The organism is Flavobacteriales bacterium (genome assembly GCA_016712535.1).
GTDB lineage: Bacteria > Bacteroidota > Bacteroidia > Flavobacteriales_F > PHOS-HE28 > PHOS-HE28.
Genome location: JADJQW010000004.1, coordinates 141087 through 157724, shown reverse-complemented (window position 1 = coordinate 157724; position 16638 = coordinate 141087). Strand labels below are relative to the sequence as shown.

The window sequence follows — 16638 nt, the reverse complement described above, 5'->3', positions numbered from 1 at the left end:
GGAACCTACGGCGCGAAGTACGACGAGAGGCAGGGAACCTTAATTTCCCCCGTGCTATCCCCTCTAACGCCAAAGCCCTTTGCCATGCGCCCCTATTTCATCCTAAGCGCTGTGCTCCTATGCCTGGCCACGCAAACGCTGGGTGCTGTAAACCTGATTGTCAACAGCGGTGTGGTCCCAACATCCATGAACCGTGGCGGGACCTACTCATTAAGCATTACGGTGAGGAACACCGGAACCACCGCCACCGCGACAAGTTTCCCAATCAACGTAAGTATCAACTCTACCTCGACTTACGGCGGACACACATACCTAGCCGACCTCTGGGTCAACGGCGGTATTGGTGCGATGCAAAACAAGACCGTAACGGGGAACATCACCATCCCGTGTACTTATCCTACGGGATCAAAGTTCATCCTCACCAGTGTAGACCCGACGAACATAATAGCCGAATCGAGCAATACCGATAACGACTTACCCTTTGGGGTACTCATACAAGCTACGGCGGTGGACCTTGTTCCGCTCAACTATTCCGTTTCACCATCGACCATCACGGCCGGGCAGAATGTCACTGCAACATTTGCAGTGAATAACACTGGCGGTTCGTCGACCGGAAGCAGCTTCAGTGTTGGGTTTTACCTCTCGGCGACAACTACTCTCAATGTAGGACAGGCAGATAACCTCGGTAGCCAATCAGTGTCAAGCCTAAGTGGATGCAGCCAGTCTGTTCCTTTCAACAAGTCACTGACTATACCCAGCGACAAGTGCACTAACACGTATTACCTGTTCATATGGGTTGATAACGGTCAGGTGATACCAGAAGGGACTAACGACAACAACAACTTTCAGTACCAGGCGATCCAGGTCAACGGCATTTCTCCGTCTGCTCCCGTTGCACTCTTGCCTCTTTCGTCAACCATTACGGCAACAAGCTTCACCGCACGCTGGAGCAGTGTTCCGAGCTCAACGTATCGCTTGGATGTAGCGGACAATCCTGGCTTCAGTCCCGTACTACCGGGTTACAACAACCTCTCGGTCGGGAGTGCCACAAGCCATAGCGTGACCGGGCTCACATGCAATGAGGATTACCACTACCGGGTAAGGGCCTATAATGGATGCGCCTACAGCACTTACTCAAACGAGATTCAGGTTGATACAGACCCTGGCACACCTTCCGCACCCGCCTCCATCTCGATAAGCAACGCGAGTGCGACATCACTGGTAGCGAACTGGACCCAGGCCATTAGTGCTACAGGATACTCCATTGATGTCTCACTAAGCCCAAACTTCAGTTCATTCGTCCCCGGATACCAGAGCCTGCCGCTCGGAGACGTCCTTAGTAAAACTGTCACCGGGCTAGCTTGCTGCACGACCTACTATGTACGAGTGAGGGCGAGCAACCCATGTGGCCTCGGCCCCTACTCTGACGATCAATCCGCATCAACTTCCGCGTGTTCATGCTCCTTTGATCTCAGTCTGAGCAACGTTTCAGTCCCATTCCTAGGAGTCAATAGCCAAGTCAATGTTGAGACTGATCAGTGCTGCAGTTGGTCGGCGCACTGTGCGGCGACCTGGGTGGAGCTTGCAGCTGACGTAGCAAGCGGAGTACTCTATATCGATGTCCAAACCAATACAGAACCTTTTGCACGGAGTGCGACGATTAGCGTTGAAGGCGAGACCATTGGTATTAACCAAGCGGCCAACCCCGTTCCAGCTTCAATCCACTCACCACTTCCTTCGGTTGCTCAGTACAGTGGGGTTCTGCAATCCGTGCTGCCTTTTGCTCTGTATTCTTTCTCAATTGGTGAACAGTGTCTTGGGAATCAGTTTACGTGTAGCTCGGTGTTCTTCCAAACCCCTTATGCCAGTGCACCAACCATCGCAAATGGGAAGACCGCGAATGAGTATATCCCGAGGGCGACAGATTGTTTCAGCGCAGCGCAACTCGAGAATCGATGGGAATTCAGGCAACGAGGATTCATCACGGAGAACCTTGGGATTATGTGCAATACCATTGCATGCCCTCTGAATCAATCAACAGTTAGTCATTCCGCTAACGGATGCGGGCAAAAGGATGACAGATATGCATGGGACGTGAATCTCGCTACCGATGCATGTGACGCCCACATTTCAGTCTATGCCGTAGAGGACGGCATTGTAGACCAAGCGGCAGGAAGTCATGTACGCATACGGCACACCACACCAGATGGAGAGTGGTACTCGTACTATGACAATATTGACATTGCGCCCGGTCTTCCGGTTGGGGTGCAGCTTGGCCAAGAGATTGGTGTAATTAAAAAGACGACGGCCTATCCCCCCCACTTGCATTTTGGCGTCTATTACCGCAGTGCCGAGCCTGAAGATTCGCCGATAGTTTCCGTTAACCGGCTCATTGAGCCGGAGTACGTAAACCCGTTGACGCAAGAGGCGTATGCTCTTGGAAGTTTGGAAGGGGTGTGCAGTGGAAGCATTTTGAGTGCGGCAAACATTTTCGTTCAGCGTTCTGGTCGATGGAATTGGGCTGGGATAACCGACGAGAATGGTCGGTTCAAGCTGACGGTGATACCTGCTTTGGCTGAAGGAGATAGCATTAAGGTCGTCGCATCCGGATACGAGACGCTAGCGATAGCGTTGGGATTAAGCGATATCCAAGGCCAACGCATGAGTATCCCGATGCTCCCTAGCGCGGCTAACACTACAGTCCGGAATGCCCGCGTCGCGGTATTGGAGAATGCTCCTTACTTCAGCACATCAAGTGTGGAACTGGGTATCTCAGGTGAGGGATACACATACTATGACGTGGTGCGGATCTACTACACGGAAGATTCGCTTGTTTCCGTGCCATTGAGTTTGAACCATCCAATCAGTGAACACACGGTTGGTATCAATCTTCCAGACACCGGAATGAACGTCGTTGGTGTGTATTTCAGGGGAATCGATACTGTGCTGGTTACTCAACAACTCGAATATCTCCCTGGCTCGCCGAATTATCCCCTAGAGATTCAATCGGACAACTCCGTGCTGCATGCGGAGGTATATGTGAACGATAGGTTCGTCAAACGGATTAATGGGGCGACTGAGACCTTCTCTCTATCGAACCGAGGTCATTTCATTCATGTGACAAAGCCAGGATATCGGGACACGACTTTCACAGTCGACTCAGCAGCTGTCGTGAATTTGACTCTTTTAGCGCAGCCAACTGGCGTCGGCGTGTCTTGCGATAGTACTGTCATCAACTTTCTCACTGAGGGCAAGATTCAGCACCGAAAGGGTGTAACGGTCATGGACAGCGCCCAGGCCAGCGTGATTACCTTCAAACGATGCTATGACGAGCTACAAGGACTCGGGATTGTACCCAATAGTGAACGATTCGATCTGCGCCGCCTGTCGATCTCATGGTCTCCCCTTCGATTCGCTGCCGCACTTGATCAGGCAGAGGTCTTGAGCCCGGACAGCGTTTACTTGCTGACTATTCGTGACGACACGACCTTTCAAAAGGACCTTTTCACCGAAGCGGGAAACCTTATCGCCTTCGACTCTCTTTCCCAAAAGCTCTCATGCCGGCACTTAGGCAATTCGAGCGCCTCCATCTTGAAGGAATCGGTTGTCATTGCCAAACGCAAAGCGCCAGTGCCCACCGGCGTGCTCAACATTGAAGTAGCTCTTGGAGGGACGCTAAGCCTCCCTCTTGCAAACTTCTTCATGGACCCGGATTCTTTGGAGGATGACATGCTAGTGACCGTTGAGGCGACCGAATCCGGGCTGACGGCTACAATTACCGGCGATACGATCACAATCGGCGCTTCAGGCATCCCTGGACAGTTAGACCTGACCATACGCGCCGTCCACGATGGCCTGGAGCGCCTTGCTATCCTCGATGTTCTAGTCGTGGTTCCCAGCGTGGCGGTGTCCCCCAGAGCTATGCTTGACGGCGCGCTCAATCTGGCAGCGGGGCTGCTTTCAGATAGTCTGAGGGTAAAAGGCCTCATTCCCTTGACCGAGCCTTACACTGGTCTGGGTTACTCCCACCAAGGTGGTGGTGGAGGGGAGGCCACATCTGGTACCGCGCTCGCCGTCACAGGGCCGAACGCCGTTGTCGACTGGGTGGTAATTGAACTCCGGGATGTTGGGGATCCTGCCCACGTTGTTCAATCGCGCTCGGCGCTACTACAACGCGATGGTGACATCACCGGCGCCGACGGCACATCAGCTGTTGTCTTCTCGGTCATCCCTGGCTTCTACCATGTTGCCATTCGCCACCGAAATCATTTGGGCACGATGACGGCGGATGCGGTTGCGCTCTCAAGTACGATAACCCTGGTAGATTTCACTTCGTCGGCACTGGCTACCTACGGAAGTGATGCGCGCAAATCAAGCGCTGGTATGATGGCCCTATGGGCAGGGAACACTCTGTGGGACTCGAAACTTGCATATGTCGGAGCAGCGAATGATCGCGACCCGATCCTTGTGCGCATTGGTGGCTCGGTGCCTACGAACACGACGCCCGGGTACTATCGAGAGGATGTCACTCTAGATGGCATTGTGAAGTACGTTGGGTCCTCGAATGACCGCGACCCAATCCTGGTGAACATTGGGGGCTCTGTTCCCACCAACACTCGCATCGAGCAGTTACCGTAGCTCGAACTCCCCGTCTCGAGACCATTCTGCGTAATAGAAGAGAAGCTCATGCGTTGGCAAAGACCTTCAAAGGGAGTAGCGTCGGAATGCCCTGATTAACTCTTCCTGTTAATACGGACGACAAGCTTGAAAAGGAGTTCTTCAACCCTACGCTTTGACTCGTCGAAGTACTTCCGCTCGACCTCGTCAAGCTGGAAGCAACCTCCTTTCTTCTTGCCGCCTGTGGATAGCTTCTTGAGGGTGATGCTCTCGGTATAGAGCTTCTCCATGTGCTCCTTCACACTATCGGCACCAATGGTCTCCTCAACCAAGCACTCGAGCGATCGGTACTCGGCAAACCATTGGCGAAACCATGCAATCGACGCTTGAAATGAGAGCTTGCTCTGTCCCTCAAGGAAGTCCAGCCCCCCAAGCCGATGCCTCATACCGTTGAGATGGCTAATCATCAAGTCTCGTTCGACCCTGTGTGCAGTCAAGTTCCGTTGAACAACGTGCGCGATGTAGAATCCCAGCACGGTAGTGACGAAAAGCGCGAGTAGATCAACGACATTGATCTCTCGCGCAATATTGATGAGGTGAAATTGGGTTGATAGGTAGCCGACAAAGCAGCCCACCCCGAAGATGAGCGTGGATAGGAGGAGATTAGCCCTTGAGAGCATCGGCAACGTACTCCGTGATCTCGTCAATTAAATAAGGTTCCTCTGCCGAAACGAAATCGATGTAATCCATAATCTTCAAGCCTTGGGCCTTCAAGTCCCTCTGGAGCTTCCCAAAGGACCCCTCGAGAAAGGATGTCGCATACCCCGCAGTGCCGTCCAAGAAAACGGTTAGCCGCTCACCTCTCTCGCGCGCTTGATTGAAGCGCGGCAGGAGAAGCCGTTCATAAAATTCCTCCGCACTATAATCCCCCTCACCTCTATCCCGCGGTCCTGGGAACCGGGAGAACTCGGATGCGATCTTAATTTCCATAGCCCGGTAAGTTGTCGCTGTTTGCTGTCACTTTCCATTGCAGAAAGGTGCCGTTGAAGGTCTCCTTCAGTTCTTGGTAGGTCTCATTGTCCACAAAGGCGCGCACGTTGTTCGAAATGATCACGAGATCACAAAGTTGCTTCCGTTTCATGGCATCATGGATGCCAGGCAAGCCTTTTCCGCGGTTGACCAGTTCGGTTCGGGTGCCTTCCGTTGAGCTTTTTAGCTCCCCGTTAAGGATTTGCTTCAATAGCTCCGGGTTGGGGCTGTCCCGGAACTTGTCGAAGAACAACCCGAAGAGCCCTTTCTTCTTCTTCTTCACCAAGCTCTCAAAAATTCCGACGCCATAGTCCACGAAGCTGAAGGTAACCTCGCGAGTAGCGTCGTCGTGGTGAACAGAGAGCCACCAGCGCTCCCCCATATTTCCGTAAGGGTTTGAGTGCTCCTTCGTGTTCCCCATGCACTCGATAAGCGACTTCTGCACGCCGGGACATCTTCTTTCCTCACCCCAGATCGTCCGGGCTGCCTGGCCAATAATCTCGGCTGTCTTCTCCGACCGCACGCGTTTGTCACCTTTGGTTGTGATCTCGTCCTTGCTCTCCTGATTCCGTTCAAGGACCATTCCTTGTACATGCTTGAAGAACCCCGAACGCTCGAACTCATCGCATACTTTCTCATTCTCAGGCTTGTTACCTTCAAACCGAAGGCGCTTCTTACTGAACTCGTGCGCTACCGAGCACAGTATGGCCGTGGCGTCATTCGAAAGCTGCTCGACGCCTTGAAGATTCACATGTGCGCCATGGCCTCTCTTCGCCAGTGCCATCAATCGATTCACGAACTTGATGCTCGGTTCCGTATTGTCCCTGAAGGAAAAAACATCCGGTGCCTTAACGATCTCAACCTTGTGAGAGTGCACAGCTTCTTGCCTTTCCTTCCTGCCTAGCCCATTTAGCCGTTTGTTCTGGTCGGTCTTCCAGAGCAACCAGAGCTCTCTGTCTCTCGCAGCGCGTCGTGCCCGTTTCCGGGTGAACCTCTTGTGTTTATGTTCTTGATAAACGCGCTTCATAGCATCTCAACTGTACAAACATCGGAGCAACACAGTGAACTCGGTCCGCTGTGAATTTCGCGTGACGGATTCGAGCGGAAAGCCCGCAAACGAGGAGGAAGGACGAGTGCGGACTAGTAGCGGAAAGCCGGACCCCGAGGCTTTTGCGAGGGGGCACGCCCAAAATGACCTACGGCTTCTCCACCACCTCCCCCGCCTTCCGCAAATGCGCCTTCTTCGCCTTCCGGATCCTACACGTCACCACCTTGTACTCCGGGCACATCGCGAGACTGTCACTGACGCTACTCGTGATGATGTTCAACATGATCTCCGGGAAGTGGAAGGTGCTGCTGAGGATGCCCGGCTTCACCTCGTCGGTGATACGGGCCTTGATGTCCACCTTGCCACGCGGGCTCTCCACGCACACCATGTCGCCCTCGGCGATGCCGTTCCTCTCGGCGTCGGCGGGGTTTATCAGCAGCACGTCCTCGGTGAGGATCTCGCCGTTGCCGGTGCGCCGCGTCATGGCGCCGCAGTTGTAGTGCTCCAGCTCGCGGTTGGTGGTGATGATGTAGGGGTAGTCCTTCTCGTTGGTGCGCACCTCGGGGCTCTTCTCCCACTGGTTGAAGATGAACTTCCCCAAGCCGCGCTTGAAGGTGTCGGTGTGCAGGATCTGGGTGTCGGTGCCATCGGGCTTCACAGGCCATTGCTTGCCGTTCTCCCCGAGCTCGTCCCACTTCACCCCGGCGAAGAAGGGCACGATGCGGCTGATCTCCTCCAGCACCCAGCGTGGGTGGTAGTCCTTGCTGGCGTTTCCGCTGCGCCTGCCGGTCTTCTCGGCGTAGCGCTCCATGATGTCGCAGGTGATCTGGCCGTCGGGCTTGGTGCCTGCGATGGGTTCGACCGCTGCGTTCACGCGTTGGATGCGGCGCTCGCCGTTGGTGAAGGTGCCGCTCTTCTCCAGGAAGCTGCTGGCGGGCAGTACCACGTGGGCGAGCTTGGCGGTCTCGGTCATGAAGAGCTCCTGCACCACGAAGAGCTCGAGCTGGCCCAGGGCCTTGCGCACGTGCAGCGTGTTGGGGTCAGTCTGCGCCATGTCCTCGCCCGCCACCCAGAAGGCCTTTAGGGTGCCCTCCAGCATGGCGTCGTACATCTGCGGGATCTTCTTGCCCGCGTGGTGGGGCAGCTCGACGCCGTAGAACTGCTCGTACATCTGGATGTTCGCGGGCTCGTCCACCGCGAAGTAGCCGGCGCCCTGGTGCGGCTGGCAACCCATGTCGGCGGCGCCCTGCACGTTGTTCTGGCCGCGCAGCGGGTTCACGCCCACGCCGCGGCGGCCGATGTTGCCGGTCATCATCGCCAGGTCGGCGATCTGCATCACGGTGAAGGTGCCCTGGTAGTGCTCGGTGACGCCCAGGCCGTGGAAGCTCATCGCGGCAGGTGAGCTGGCATAGGCCTTCGCGGCCTCGCGCACGAGGTTGCGATCAACGCCGGTCTCGCGTTCCATCGCGGCGATGTCCACCGACAACACTTCCTTCTTGAAATCCTCCCAGCCTTCGGTGCGTTTGTCGATGAAGTCCTTGTTGACCCAGCCCTCCTTCACGATGTAGTGCATCATCATGTTCAGCAGGGCCACGTTGGTGCCGGGCTTCAACTGAAGGTGGTACTTGGCGTAGCGGGCCAGCTCGGTACGGCGCGGGTCGATCACGATCAGGGTCTTCCCCTTCATGATCTGCTGCTTGATCTTGGCTCCCGTCACCGGGTGCGCGTCGGTGGGGTTCGCACCGATGATCATGATCGTGTGCGTGTCCTTCAGGTCGTCGATGCTGTTGGTGGCCGCGCCGGTGCCGAAGGTCTTCTGCATGCCCAGGGCCGTGGGGCTGTGGCACACGCGCGCGCACGCGTCGATGTTGTTGGTGCCCACCTGCGCGCGAAAGAACTTTTGCATGAGGTAGTTCTCCTCGTTGGGGCAGCGCGCGCTGCTCACGCCGGCCAGCGCGTCCGGACCGTGCTGCTCGCGGATGCGGATGAAGCCATCGATGATGTAGTCGTAGGCCTCGTCCCAGGTCGCGGGAACGAGCTCCCCGTTCTTCCTTATTAGCGGTGTGCGCAGCCGCTCGGGGTGGTCGTAGAAGCGGAAGGCGTAACGGCCCTTGAGGCAGGTGTGGCCCTGGTTGGCCTCGGCGTCGTAGGGCGCGGTGATGCCCGCCACCTTGCCATCCTTCACCTTCACTTCGAGGTTGCATCCCACGCCGCAGTACGTGCATACGGTGCGGGTGACCTCATCGGCCTTGGTCTCTTTGCTCTTGAACACATCGGTGATGGCGCTGGTGGGACAGGCCTGCGAGCAGGCGCCGCAGCTCACGCAATCGCTGTCCTTGAACGATTCGTTGGTGCCCTTGACGATGTGGTTGTCGAAACCGCGGCCGGCCATGGTGAGCACGAACTCGCCCTGGACCTCGTCGCACGCACGCACGCAGCGGTAGCAGCTGATGCACGCGCTGAGGTCGCTCACCATGTACGGGTGGCTCGTGTCCATCGGCGTGCTCATGTGGTTCTTCCCCTTGGGGTAGCGCACGCTATCGATGTCGAAGCCGATCTGCTGCACCACATTGTACAGCTCGTTGCGGCCGTGGTCCTCGGTCTTCAGGCGCTCGGTGTCGTAGTCGGTGAGCACCAGCTCCACGATGTTCTTGCGCAGCCGCTCCATGCGCGGGCTGTTCACGGTGATGTACATGCCCTTGCCCACGGGGGTGTGGCAGCTGGCCATCACTTTGGCAGGACCCAACTCCAACTCCTCTGTCATGCCGGGCCCCGACCCGGCATCGCGAGAAGCATCACGCTTTGGCATCGCCATCTGCACTTCAACACTGCACACGCGACACGATCCGAAGGGCTCAAGGTTGGGCGCGTCGCACAGCGTGGGCACGGGGTTGGGACCCTTGTGCCGCTTCAGGAAGGCGAGCATCGTTTCGCCCTTGTTGATCGGGTAGGCGATGCCGTCGATATAGGCGACGTCGACCTCAGTGGCCACTCGATTGGACGAGGCGGGGGCGCTCTGGGTCTTGGCCGCCGGAGGGGCAGCGGTGCCGGTCTTGGACTGAGGCTGGTTCATGACGGGAAGCGTGAAGGACGAAGATAGAGTGACCGTGGATCGGCCCCCTACCTTGGCTGGTGATGCGCGTGGTGCTGCTGATTTCTGCTTTGGCCTCCTTTTCCTGCATGGGACAAATCCCGGATCCGCTCGCGCATCGGCCCCGCCACTGGCAACGTGATGAGATCACCCTGTTCACCGCCTACCACCAAGGCCGCTTCGGTTTCGCGGAACTCGGCATCGGCAGGAACATCTATGGCACGGTGCATCACCCATTCGGTGTCGGCTACCATGCGGGCGCCGAACTGCGCGTCGATCGGCGGTCACTCGTCGGCTGGAAGGTGGGGGCTTACGCTACCGGCGGTGTTGCCATGGGGCTTCAGCTCATCAGATACCAAGAGGATGCGAGGGCGTGCACAGTGATCAGGCCCGAAATCGGCATCGGCATCTTCAAGGCGAAGGTGTGCTATGCGTACAACATCAATCTCTCGCCCTTGCGGCTCGATGGCATCAGCACGCACATGGTTACCTTGAGCCATGCATTCAGGCTGAGCCGGCTGTCGGAGGAAAATGCCAAGGAGTGAATCGTTGCACGGTGACTCTCGAGACGTGTGCTCTCGCCTCGTGATCAAGGAACGCGGTTCAATGCGCCCATCATTCGGTGAACGATTTCGTGTGCTGCCATGGAAGGGCTAACCGCACGGATGCATCGCATGATGGAGATCGAACACGGCTCGGGCATCAATCGAGGTCATGTTGCGATGTGGTGTCGAGATCGGTCTAACACGACCGATTCGATGTTGAGAGCGCGCCCAATCGAGGTGCTGCTGAAAAAAAATCAGTCGTGATTGGGCCATCTCAGCATGTCGATGAAAGGTGCTCATGAAGGTGATCCACGACCGGCTTCTCCATGCGCGGAACGAACTTGATCGCAACGTGGATCATGCATCGCGATGCATCGATGATGACTGCGCGTGATTGGTCGAGACCTCCTGAATCCCTTGTCCGGCAATGCTTTCAGGAGGTGCATCTGTTGGTGCGTGATGCATCGCAACTGAGATCATCGCGCGCATGAATGATGATGAACGACTAAGGCGATGCATCGCGATCATCATCATCGATCATCATCGCGAGCGCATCGTCGGATGAACGTTCCGACGATTTCAACAAAAGATGGTGAGCAACATTCTAGTCGCATGTAGCGTACACATGGTCAAACGATGCTAGGTTTGGCATCAAACCCATTTCACCATGGCTAAGAAAGCTGCAAAGAAGGCGACGAAGAAAGCTGCCAAGAAGGGCGCCAAGAAGGCAACCAAGAAGGCCGCGAAGAAGAAGAAGTAGTGTCGGCTCACCGACGCACGAAGGGGTCCGGTTCGCCGGGCCCCTTTGCTTTTTCACTCAATCGCTCATGCGCGCCATCGCAGCCAGCGAGGCTTCCGATTCATCGCAGCATAGCGATCGCACGCGTGCCTTCATGGCCGTCAACGGTCGCGGATCGTTCGCGCGACGGATGCACGGATCCGAAGTCGCCCAGGGCGGTGATGCCTTTCGGCGAGCGCTCATTCACGCTGATCTGATCCTCCAAGCTCTTCGGCTCCAGCAAGTGCAACCTCTGATCAGTGGCTACCACATCCGGCAAAGCCTTGGCCTTCCCGGATGAGATCGCCTCATGCGCGACGGTGAAGTGATCCGATCGGCGCCAAGAAGAAACGGGGATGAGCCTTGGCCCATCCCCGTTCGACCGATTCACCAAAGCCTTTATTCCACGATGATCCGCTCCTGCAGCAGCAGCTGGCCCATCTGCGCGACACATATGTAGAGGCCCGCAGGAAGACCTGAAGCATCCCACTCAAGGCGCTTGCCGATGCCGGCCTCGATACTGCCATTCGCGATGACCGCTACCTCAGCACCCGTAGCGCTCAATATCGTGACCCTGAGGTCGGTGCCAACCTCCAAGGCCGGCAGCATGATCCATGTGCTGCTCCGCGTGGGGTTCGGGTAGACCTGCATCCTGGCCTCTCCGTCCTGGAAAGCGCCATCGCCATGCTCGTGCACCATCAACTGCGGTGGGCAGGTGAGGAAGCCGTTGTTCATCGCGGCGCCCTGATAGCCATTGTTCAGGTTCGTCACGGCCTGGCTGATCGTCGAGAGCGGATAAGTGGCTGCGCAACCGCCCACGTGCTGGTTCGCCAGGTTGAGGAGCTGTTCCGCGGTGAGGCCAGCAAAGGTGCCCGAGGCCACCGTCATGTTCCTCAGGAGCAGGTTCGACGGGGCGAAGGATGGCAGCAGCTCATCCATCCGGATATTCAAGGTGAGCGACACGATCTGCCCAACGATGGTGTTCTGCACGGTGCTCCCGGGATTGGTGGTGACACCAACCGGCAGCAATGATGGCGTGCCGTAGTTGGGAAGCGTATTGATCACAGCCTGAGCCGAGGTGAACCGCATGGTGCGCGACCCGCAACCGATGGTGATGCCATTGGGGAACGCCGCGCTCCAATTGGTCGTCATCAATCCCGCCACGTTCCACTGCGTAGCGTTCGCGCCCCAGGTGCCTTGCGCCTCGGTCCGCAATCCGCTGCATGCCCCTGTGGAATTAGAGAGCGTGATCGTTGAGCTGCATGAGCTGGAGCATCCGTTGGCACCGGTCACCGTGACGGAATAGGTGCCCGAAGCGCTCACCGCGGCTGTGGCCGAGGACTGCGAGGGGGACGTGTTCCAGGAATAGCTGTACGGCGATTGGCCACCGGTTGCCGTCACGGACACGGTGCTCGTGCTCGCGTTCGAGGAGCAAGAGACCGTGGGCCCTGATCCGGTGGTCAGGCTCACGGCATTGCTCGTGGTGCTGCATGTGCCGTTGCCCACCACCACCGTGTAGGTGCCGGCGAGGCTCGCACTATAGGCTGAAGAGGTGGCCCCGGAAATGCTGGTGCCATTGCGCCGCCACTGATAGGTGAGGCCCGATCCGATATTCGCGCTCAAGGTCAGGGTGGCGCCATTGCAGAGGGCGCTGCTCCCATTGTAGCTGATGGAGGCTGCCGGTGCCGCGCTCACCGTAACGGTGATGCCTGATGAAACCGTGCTGCACCCGCTGCTGGTCACCAGCACCGTGTAGGTGCCGGATAGCGTGGCGGCATGGGTCGATCCCGTAGCGCCGCTGATGCTGGTTCCGTTGCGCCGCCACTGATAAGTGAGGCCGGTACCGGTGTTCGCGCTCAAGGTCACGCTGCCGCCCGAGCAGAAGGCCGTGGCGCCGCCTGCAGTGATCGTCGCGGCTGGCGCGCTGCCTGTTGCCACGGTGGTGGCGGCACTCGTAGCGCTGCATGCTCCGTTGCTGACCACCACGGTGTAGCTGCCGCTCCCCGTCGCGGTATAGGTCGAGCCCGTTGCGCCGCTGATGTTGTTCCCGTTGTTGCGCCATTGGTAGGTGAGGCCCGTGCCTGTATTGGCGCTGAGCACCACGCTGCCGCCGGTGCAGAAGCTCGTTGAGCCGCCGGCGGTGATCGTGGCGGTGGGCGAGGTGCTCGCCGTGACATTGGTGCCTGCCGATGTCGTGGAGCAGCCGCTGCTGGTCACAACGACGGTGTAGGTACCGGTCGTCGTGGCAGCATAGGTCGACGCTGTGGCCCCGCTCAGGTTCGTGCCGTTGCGCCGCCACTGATAGCTGAGGCCGGTGCCGGTATTCGCGCTCAAGGTCACGCTGCCGCCGCTGCAGAAGGTGGTCGCCCCGCCCGCGGTGATCGTCGCGGCTGGCGCACTGCCGACGGCAACTGTGGTAGCAGCGCTGGTGGTTGTGCAACCACCATTGCTCACCATAAGGGTGTAGCTGCCTGCCAACGTCGCGGTATAACTGCTCGAAGTGGCTCCGCTGATGTTCGAGCCATTGCGCCGCCATTGATACGTGAGGCCGGATCCGGTATTCCCGCTCAGCACCACATTGCCGCCTGTGCAGAAGCTGGTTGGCCCACCAGCGGTGATCGTGGCGCTGGGCGAGGTGTTCGCAGTGACGTTCGTGCCAGCGGAAGTCGTTGAACATCCATTGCTTGAAACGACCACGGTGTAGGTACCGGTCGTCGTGGCAGCATAGGTCGACGCCGTGGCCCCGCTCAGGTTCGTGCCGTTGCGCCGCCATTGATAAGTGAGGCCTGACCCTGTGTTCGCACTGAGCGTCACGCTTCCGCCGCTGCAGAAGGTGGTCGTCCCCCCTGCCGAAATGGTCGCCGAGGGCGCAGTCCCGACGCTCACGGTCGTAGCTCCGCTGGTTGTGCTGCACCCACCGGTGCTCACCACCACGGTGTAGCTGCCCGCCGTGGAAGCCGTGTAGCTCGAAGCGGTGGCACCACTGATGTTCGTGCCGTTGTTACGCCATTGGTATGTCAGGCCGGTGCCCGTGTTCGCGCTGAGCACCACGCTTCCGCCGGAGCAGAAACTCGTTGATCCACCAGCCGATATCGTGGCCGCAGGCGCGCTGGTCGTAGTCACGTAGACCGATGATGAAGTTGCGCTGCACCCACTGCCATTCGTCACGGTGACGGAATACTGCGCGGTCGTGCTCGCTGTGTAGGTCGATGAGTTCGCCCCGATGATCCATGCCCCATTGTTGCGCCACTGGTAGGTGAGGCCGCTGCCGGTAGGCGCGCTCAACAGCACGCTTCCTCCAGAGCAGAAGGTCGTAGGGCCTCCAGCGGTAACCGTCGTTGAGGGCAGCGCATTCACGGTCACGGTCACCTCCGACGAGGTGCTGCCGCAGGAACCGCTGGTCACCACCACGGAGTAGTTGCCGGCCAATGTGGCCGAATAGGTGGCCGAGGTGGCGCCGCTCAGGTTCGCGCCATTGCGACGCCATTGATACGTGTAGCCCGTACCGGTGCTCGTGCTCAGCAGGACTGCGCCACCGCTGCAGAAGATGGTGGACCCACCGACGGTGATCGCCGCAGCGGGCGCCGTAGAGGTGCCCACGCATTGGCAGCTCGCGTTCAGCGCATCATTGACCGTGCAGGAATTGCCATCGTTGCATGCCGCGCCTGGCTGCGCTGGCCCTCCGACCACGCCATTGCAATCCACGGCGGAACCAGAGGCCGTGGCGGTAGCGCCCAATGAAAGGTTGTAGTAGCTGCCGCTGGGCTCGACGGTGAGCTTCACCGCTCGTACCATGTATGACTGCCCTGCAGTGAACGGCACCGTGGTGCTCGTGTGCGATGTGCCGGGCAGCAGGCTCGTGGTGATCCGGGTGATCACGCCGGTGGTCGCGTTGATGCTGTACAGATGGTAGCCATCAACCGCTTCAGGCGATGCGGCCCAGGTGAACGAAGCGAAGCCGTTCGAGTTCCCAACGACCAGGCTTGACGGCGGCGCGACCATCTTCTGGCGCAATGAGGGGTCACCCATCAAGCCCAAATGGCATCGGCCGATGCTCCCTTGCCACCCATCGTGCAACGGGGTGTAGAGGCTCGAGTTGTTCATCGTCAACAACGTGCTGTACCCGATGTTGGCGCCCATGCCCATGTGATGGAAGTACCATCCTGGGATCGCCGACCATACGCTGGTGAGGGCCTGACCGCTGCACAATGGCGCGCGCAGGAAGTTGTTCTTGTTGTCCCAATCGCCGAAGTAGCTGCCGAACGACATGTTGAACACGCCGTTCATGTTGGTGGCCGCATACTCCTGCGTGGTGCCCACGTTCGCCGCTCCGTTATAGGTGAGCATCCCGTTCACCGTTTGCTGTGAGCCGCCACCGCAGCCGTAAGTCCAGAGATAGCTGTTGTTGTTCACCAGGTTCGACATCGGGTAAGCCACCTGATTAGCGATGGTGATGTTGGCGGTGCCCACCAGCGGAGCCATGCTTCGCCAGCCCGAAGCAGCCAGGGGATATCCGAGGTACTGGAAGTTGTCGAACATCATCCCGCGCTGGATCGGCGTCCACTGCTTCACCTTGTAGTTGTGCAGCTTGTTCAGGTAGGCGCGCGTGAGCTCGGTCTCGCTCAAGCTGAAGGCCGGCATGTCGAACAGGTCCACACGGCCCACCTGCAGCTCTACCGCGTTCGGGAAATTGCTCTGATCGAACTTGCCGTCACCAGGGACGTTCGCGTTCGCCGGACGCTGCGTGCCCCCGTTGTTCACCGTGTTGTCGGTCCAGGTTCCGTTCAATTCGCCATAGTAGCCATCGCAGGGCCATGCGCCGCTGTGCTCATCATGCCCGTCAGGAGCCTGATTGCCGGAATAGGGCACGGCCAAGTGACCCACGATGAAGAGCGCCTTGGTATTGGCCGGGTCGGCATTGTAATGCCCGACGATCGTGCTCTTCACGGTGGCCAGTGGTGTGGTGCGCGCCAGATCCGTGCGCACAACGGCCCAACCATCTGCACGCAGGTCAGTCACCAAGGTGGCCAGTTCGTTGCTCAAGCTGCTGCTGAAGGTGTTGTCCACCAAAAGGATCATGCGGCCCCTGAAATCGACCGGAGGCACCGCGATGCCCGATGCGATGTACCCCTGGCTCGTGACTCCGCCAGCCACGCGCACCACCCTGTACTCGTACTGCGTGCCCACAGCCACCGTGTTGTCGGCATAGCTGAGGGCGGAAGCTGCAGGCGTGGCGATGGCCGAGCCCCACGTGGTGGCATCAACCAGTTTCCGATAGATCGTGATCGACGTGGTGCTGGGCAAGGTGGTCCAGCTCAAGGTGATCCGTGCGGGCGACGACTGCACGGTTGCGGTCAAAGGCACTGAGGCTTTCTGCGAATGGGTCTGCGCGAGCGCTGACACTGTGGATGCCAGGAGCACGACGACCAATGCCGCCGATTGAATGAGTCCTGATCCGTTGCTCTTCATGTTCTCGATCTTGCTCGTTCCTTGGCTGATCTTCCAGTAATTCCATCCGAACCGTTGCCCC

At 58.4% G+C, this 16638-nt stretch carries 8 protein-coding genes; 2 read left to right on the top strand and 6 right to left on the bottom strand.

The window, feature by feature from the left end:
• The first annotated feature begins 84 nt into the window (after nt 1-84).
• Nucleotides 85-4638: a hypothetical protein gene (locus tag IPK70_15100; GenBank protein MBK8228485.1), complete on the top strand. Its 4554-nt coding sequence runs from the start codon at nt 85-87 to the stop codon at nt 4636-4638.
• Nucleotides 4639-4733: 95 nt separating this feature from the next.
• Here the strand turns inward: IPK70_15100 and IPK70_15095 are convergent, their stop codons facing one another.
• From IPK70_15095 to fdhF, 4 genes are all read right to left on the bottom strand, one after another.
• On the bottom strand, nt 4734-5297 hold the full coding sequence (locus tag IPK70_15095) for a hypothetical protein (protein MBK8228484.1): 564 nt from the start codon (nt 5295-5297) through the stop codon (nt 4734-4736).
• Nucleotides 5281-5607: a DUF4325 domain-containing protein gene (locus IPK70_15090; GenBank protein ID MBK8228483.1), complete on the bottom strand. Its 327-nt coding sequence runs from the start codon at nt 5605-5607 to the stop codon at nt 5281-5283. Before IPK70_15090 ends, IPK70_15095 begins: the two co-directional genes overlap by 17 nt.
• A complete protein-coding gene (locus IPK70_15085) occupies nt 5597-6673 on the bottom strand; it encodes a hypothetical protein (protein ID MBK8228482.1) in 1077 nt (358 codons plus the stop codon). The genes IPK70_15090 and IPK70_15085 overlap by 11 nt, the downstream gene beginning before the upstream one ends.
• 169 nt (nt 6674-6842) lie before the next feature.
• Nucleotides 6843-9767, bottom strand: coding sequence for a formate dehydrogenase subunit alpha (gene fdhF, locus IPK70_15080; GenBank protein ID MBK8228481.1), 2925 nt, complete (start codon nt 9765-9767; stop codon nt 6843-6845).
• Between the two features lie 107 nt (nt 9768-9874).
• Between fdhF and IPK70_15075 the strand changes: the two genes are divergently transcribed.
• On the top strand, nt 9875-10330 hold the full coding sequence (locus IPK70_15075; GenBank protein MBK8228480.1) for a hypothetical protein: 456 nt from the start codon (nt 9875-9877) through the stop codon (nt 10328-10330).
• An 860-nt stretch (nt 10331-11190) separates the two neighbouring features.
• Here IPK70_15075 and IPK70_15070 read toward each other — a convergent pair.
• Both IPK70_15070 and IPK70_15065 read right to left on the bottom strand, forming a co-directional pair.
• Nucleotides 11191-11352 (bottom strand): hypothetical protein, encoded by a 162-nt coding sequence (locus IPK70_15070; GenBank protein MBK8228479.1) that lies wholly within the window; start codon nt 11350-11352, stop codon nt 11191-11193.
• Nucleotides 11353-11507: 155 nt separating this feature from the next.
• Complete coding sequence (locus IPK70_15065) at nt 11508-16577, bottom strand: hypothetical protein (GenBank protein ID MBK8228478.1); 5070 nt, start codon at nt 16575-16577, stop codon at nt 11508-11510.
• Nucleotides 16578-16638: the final 61 nt, after the last annotated feature.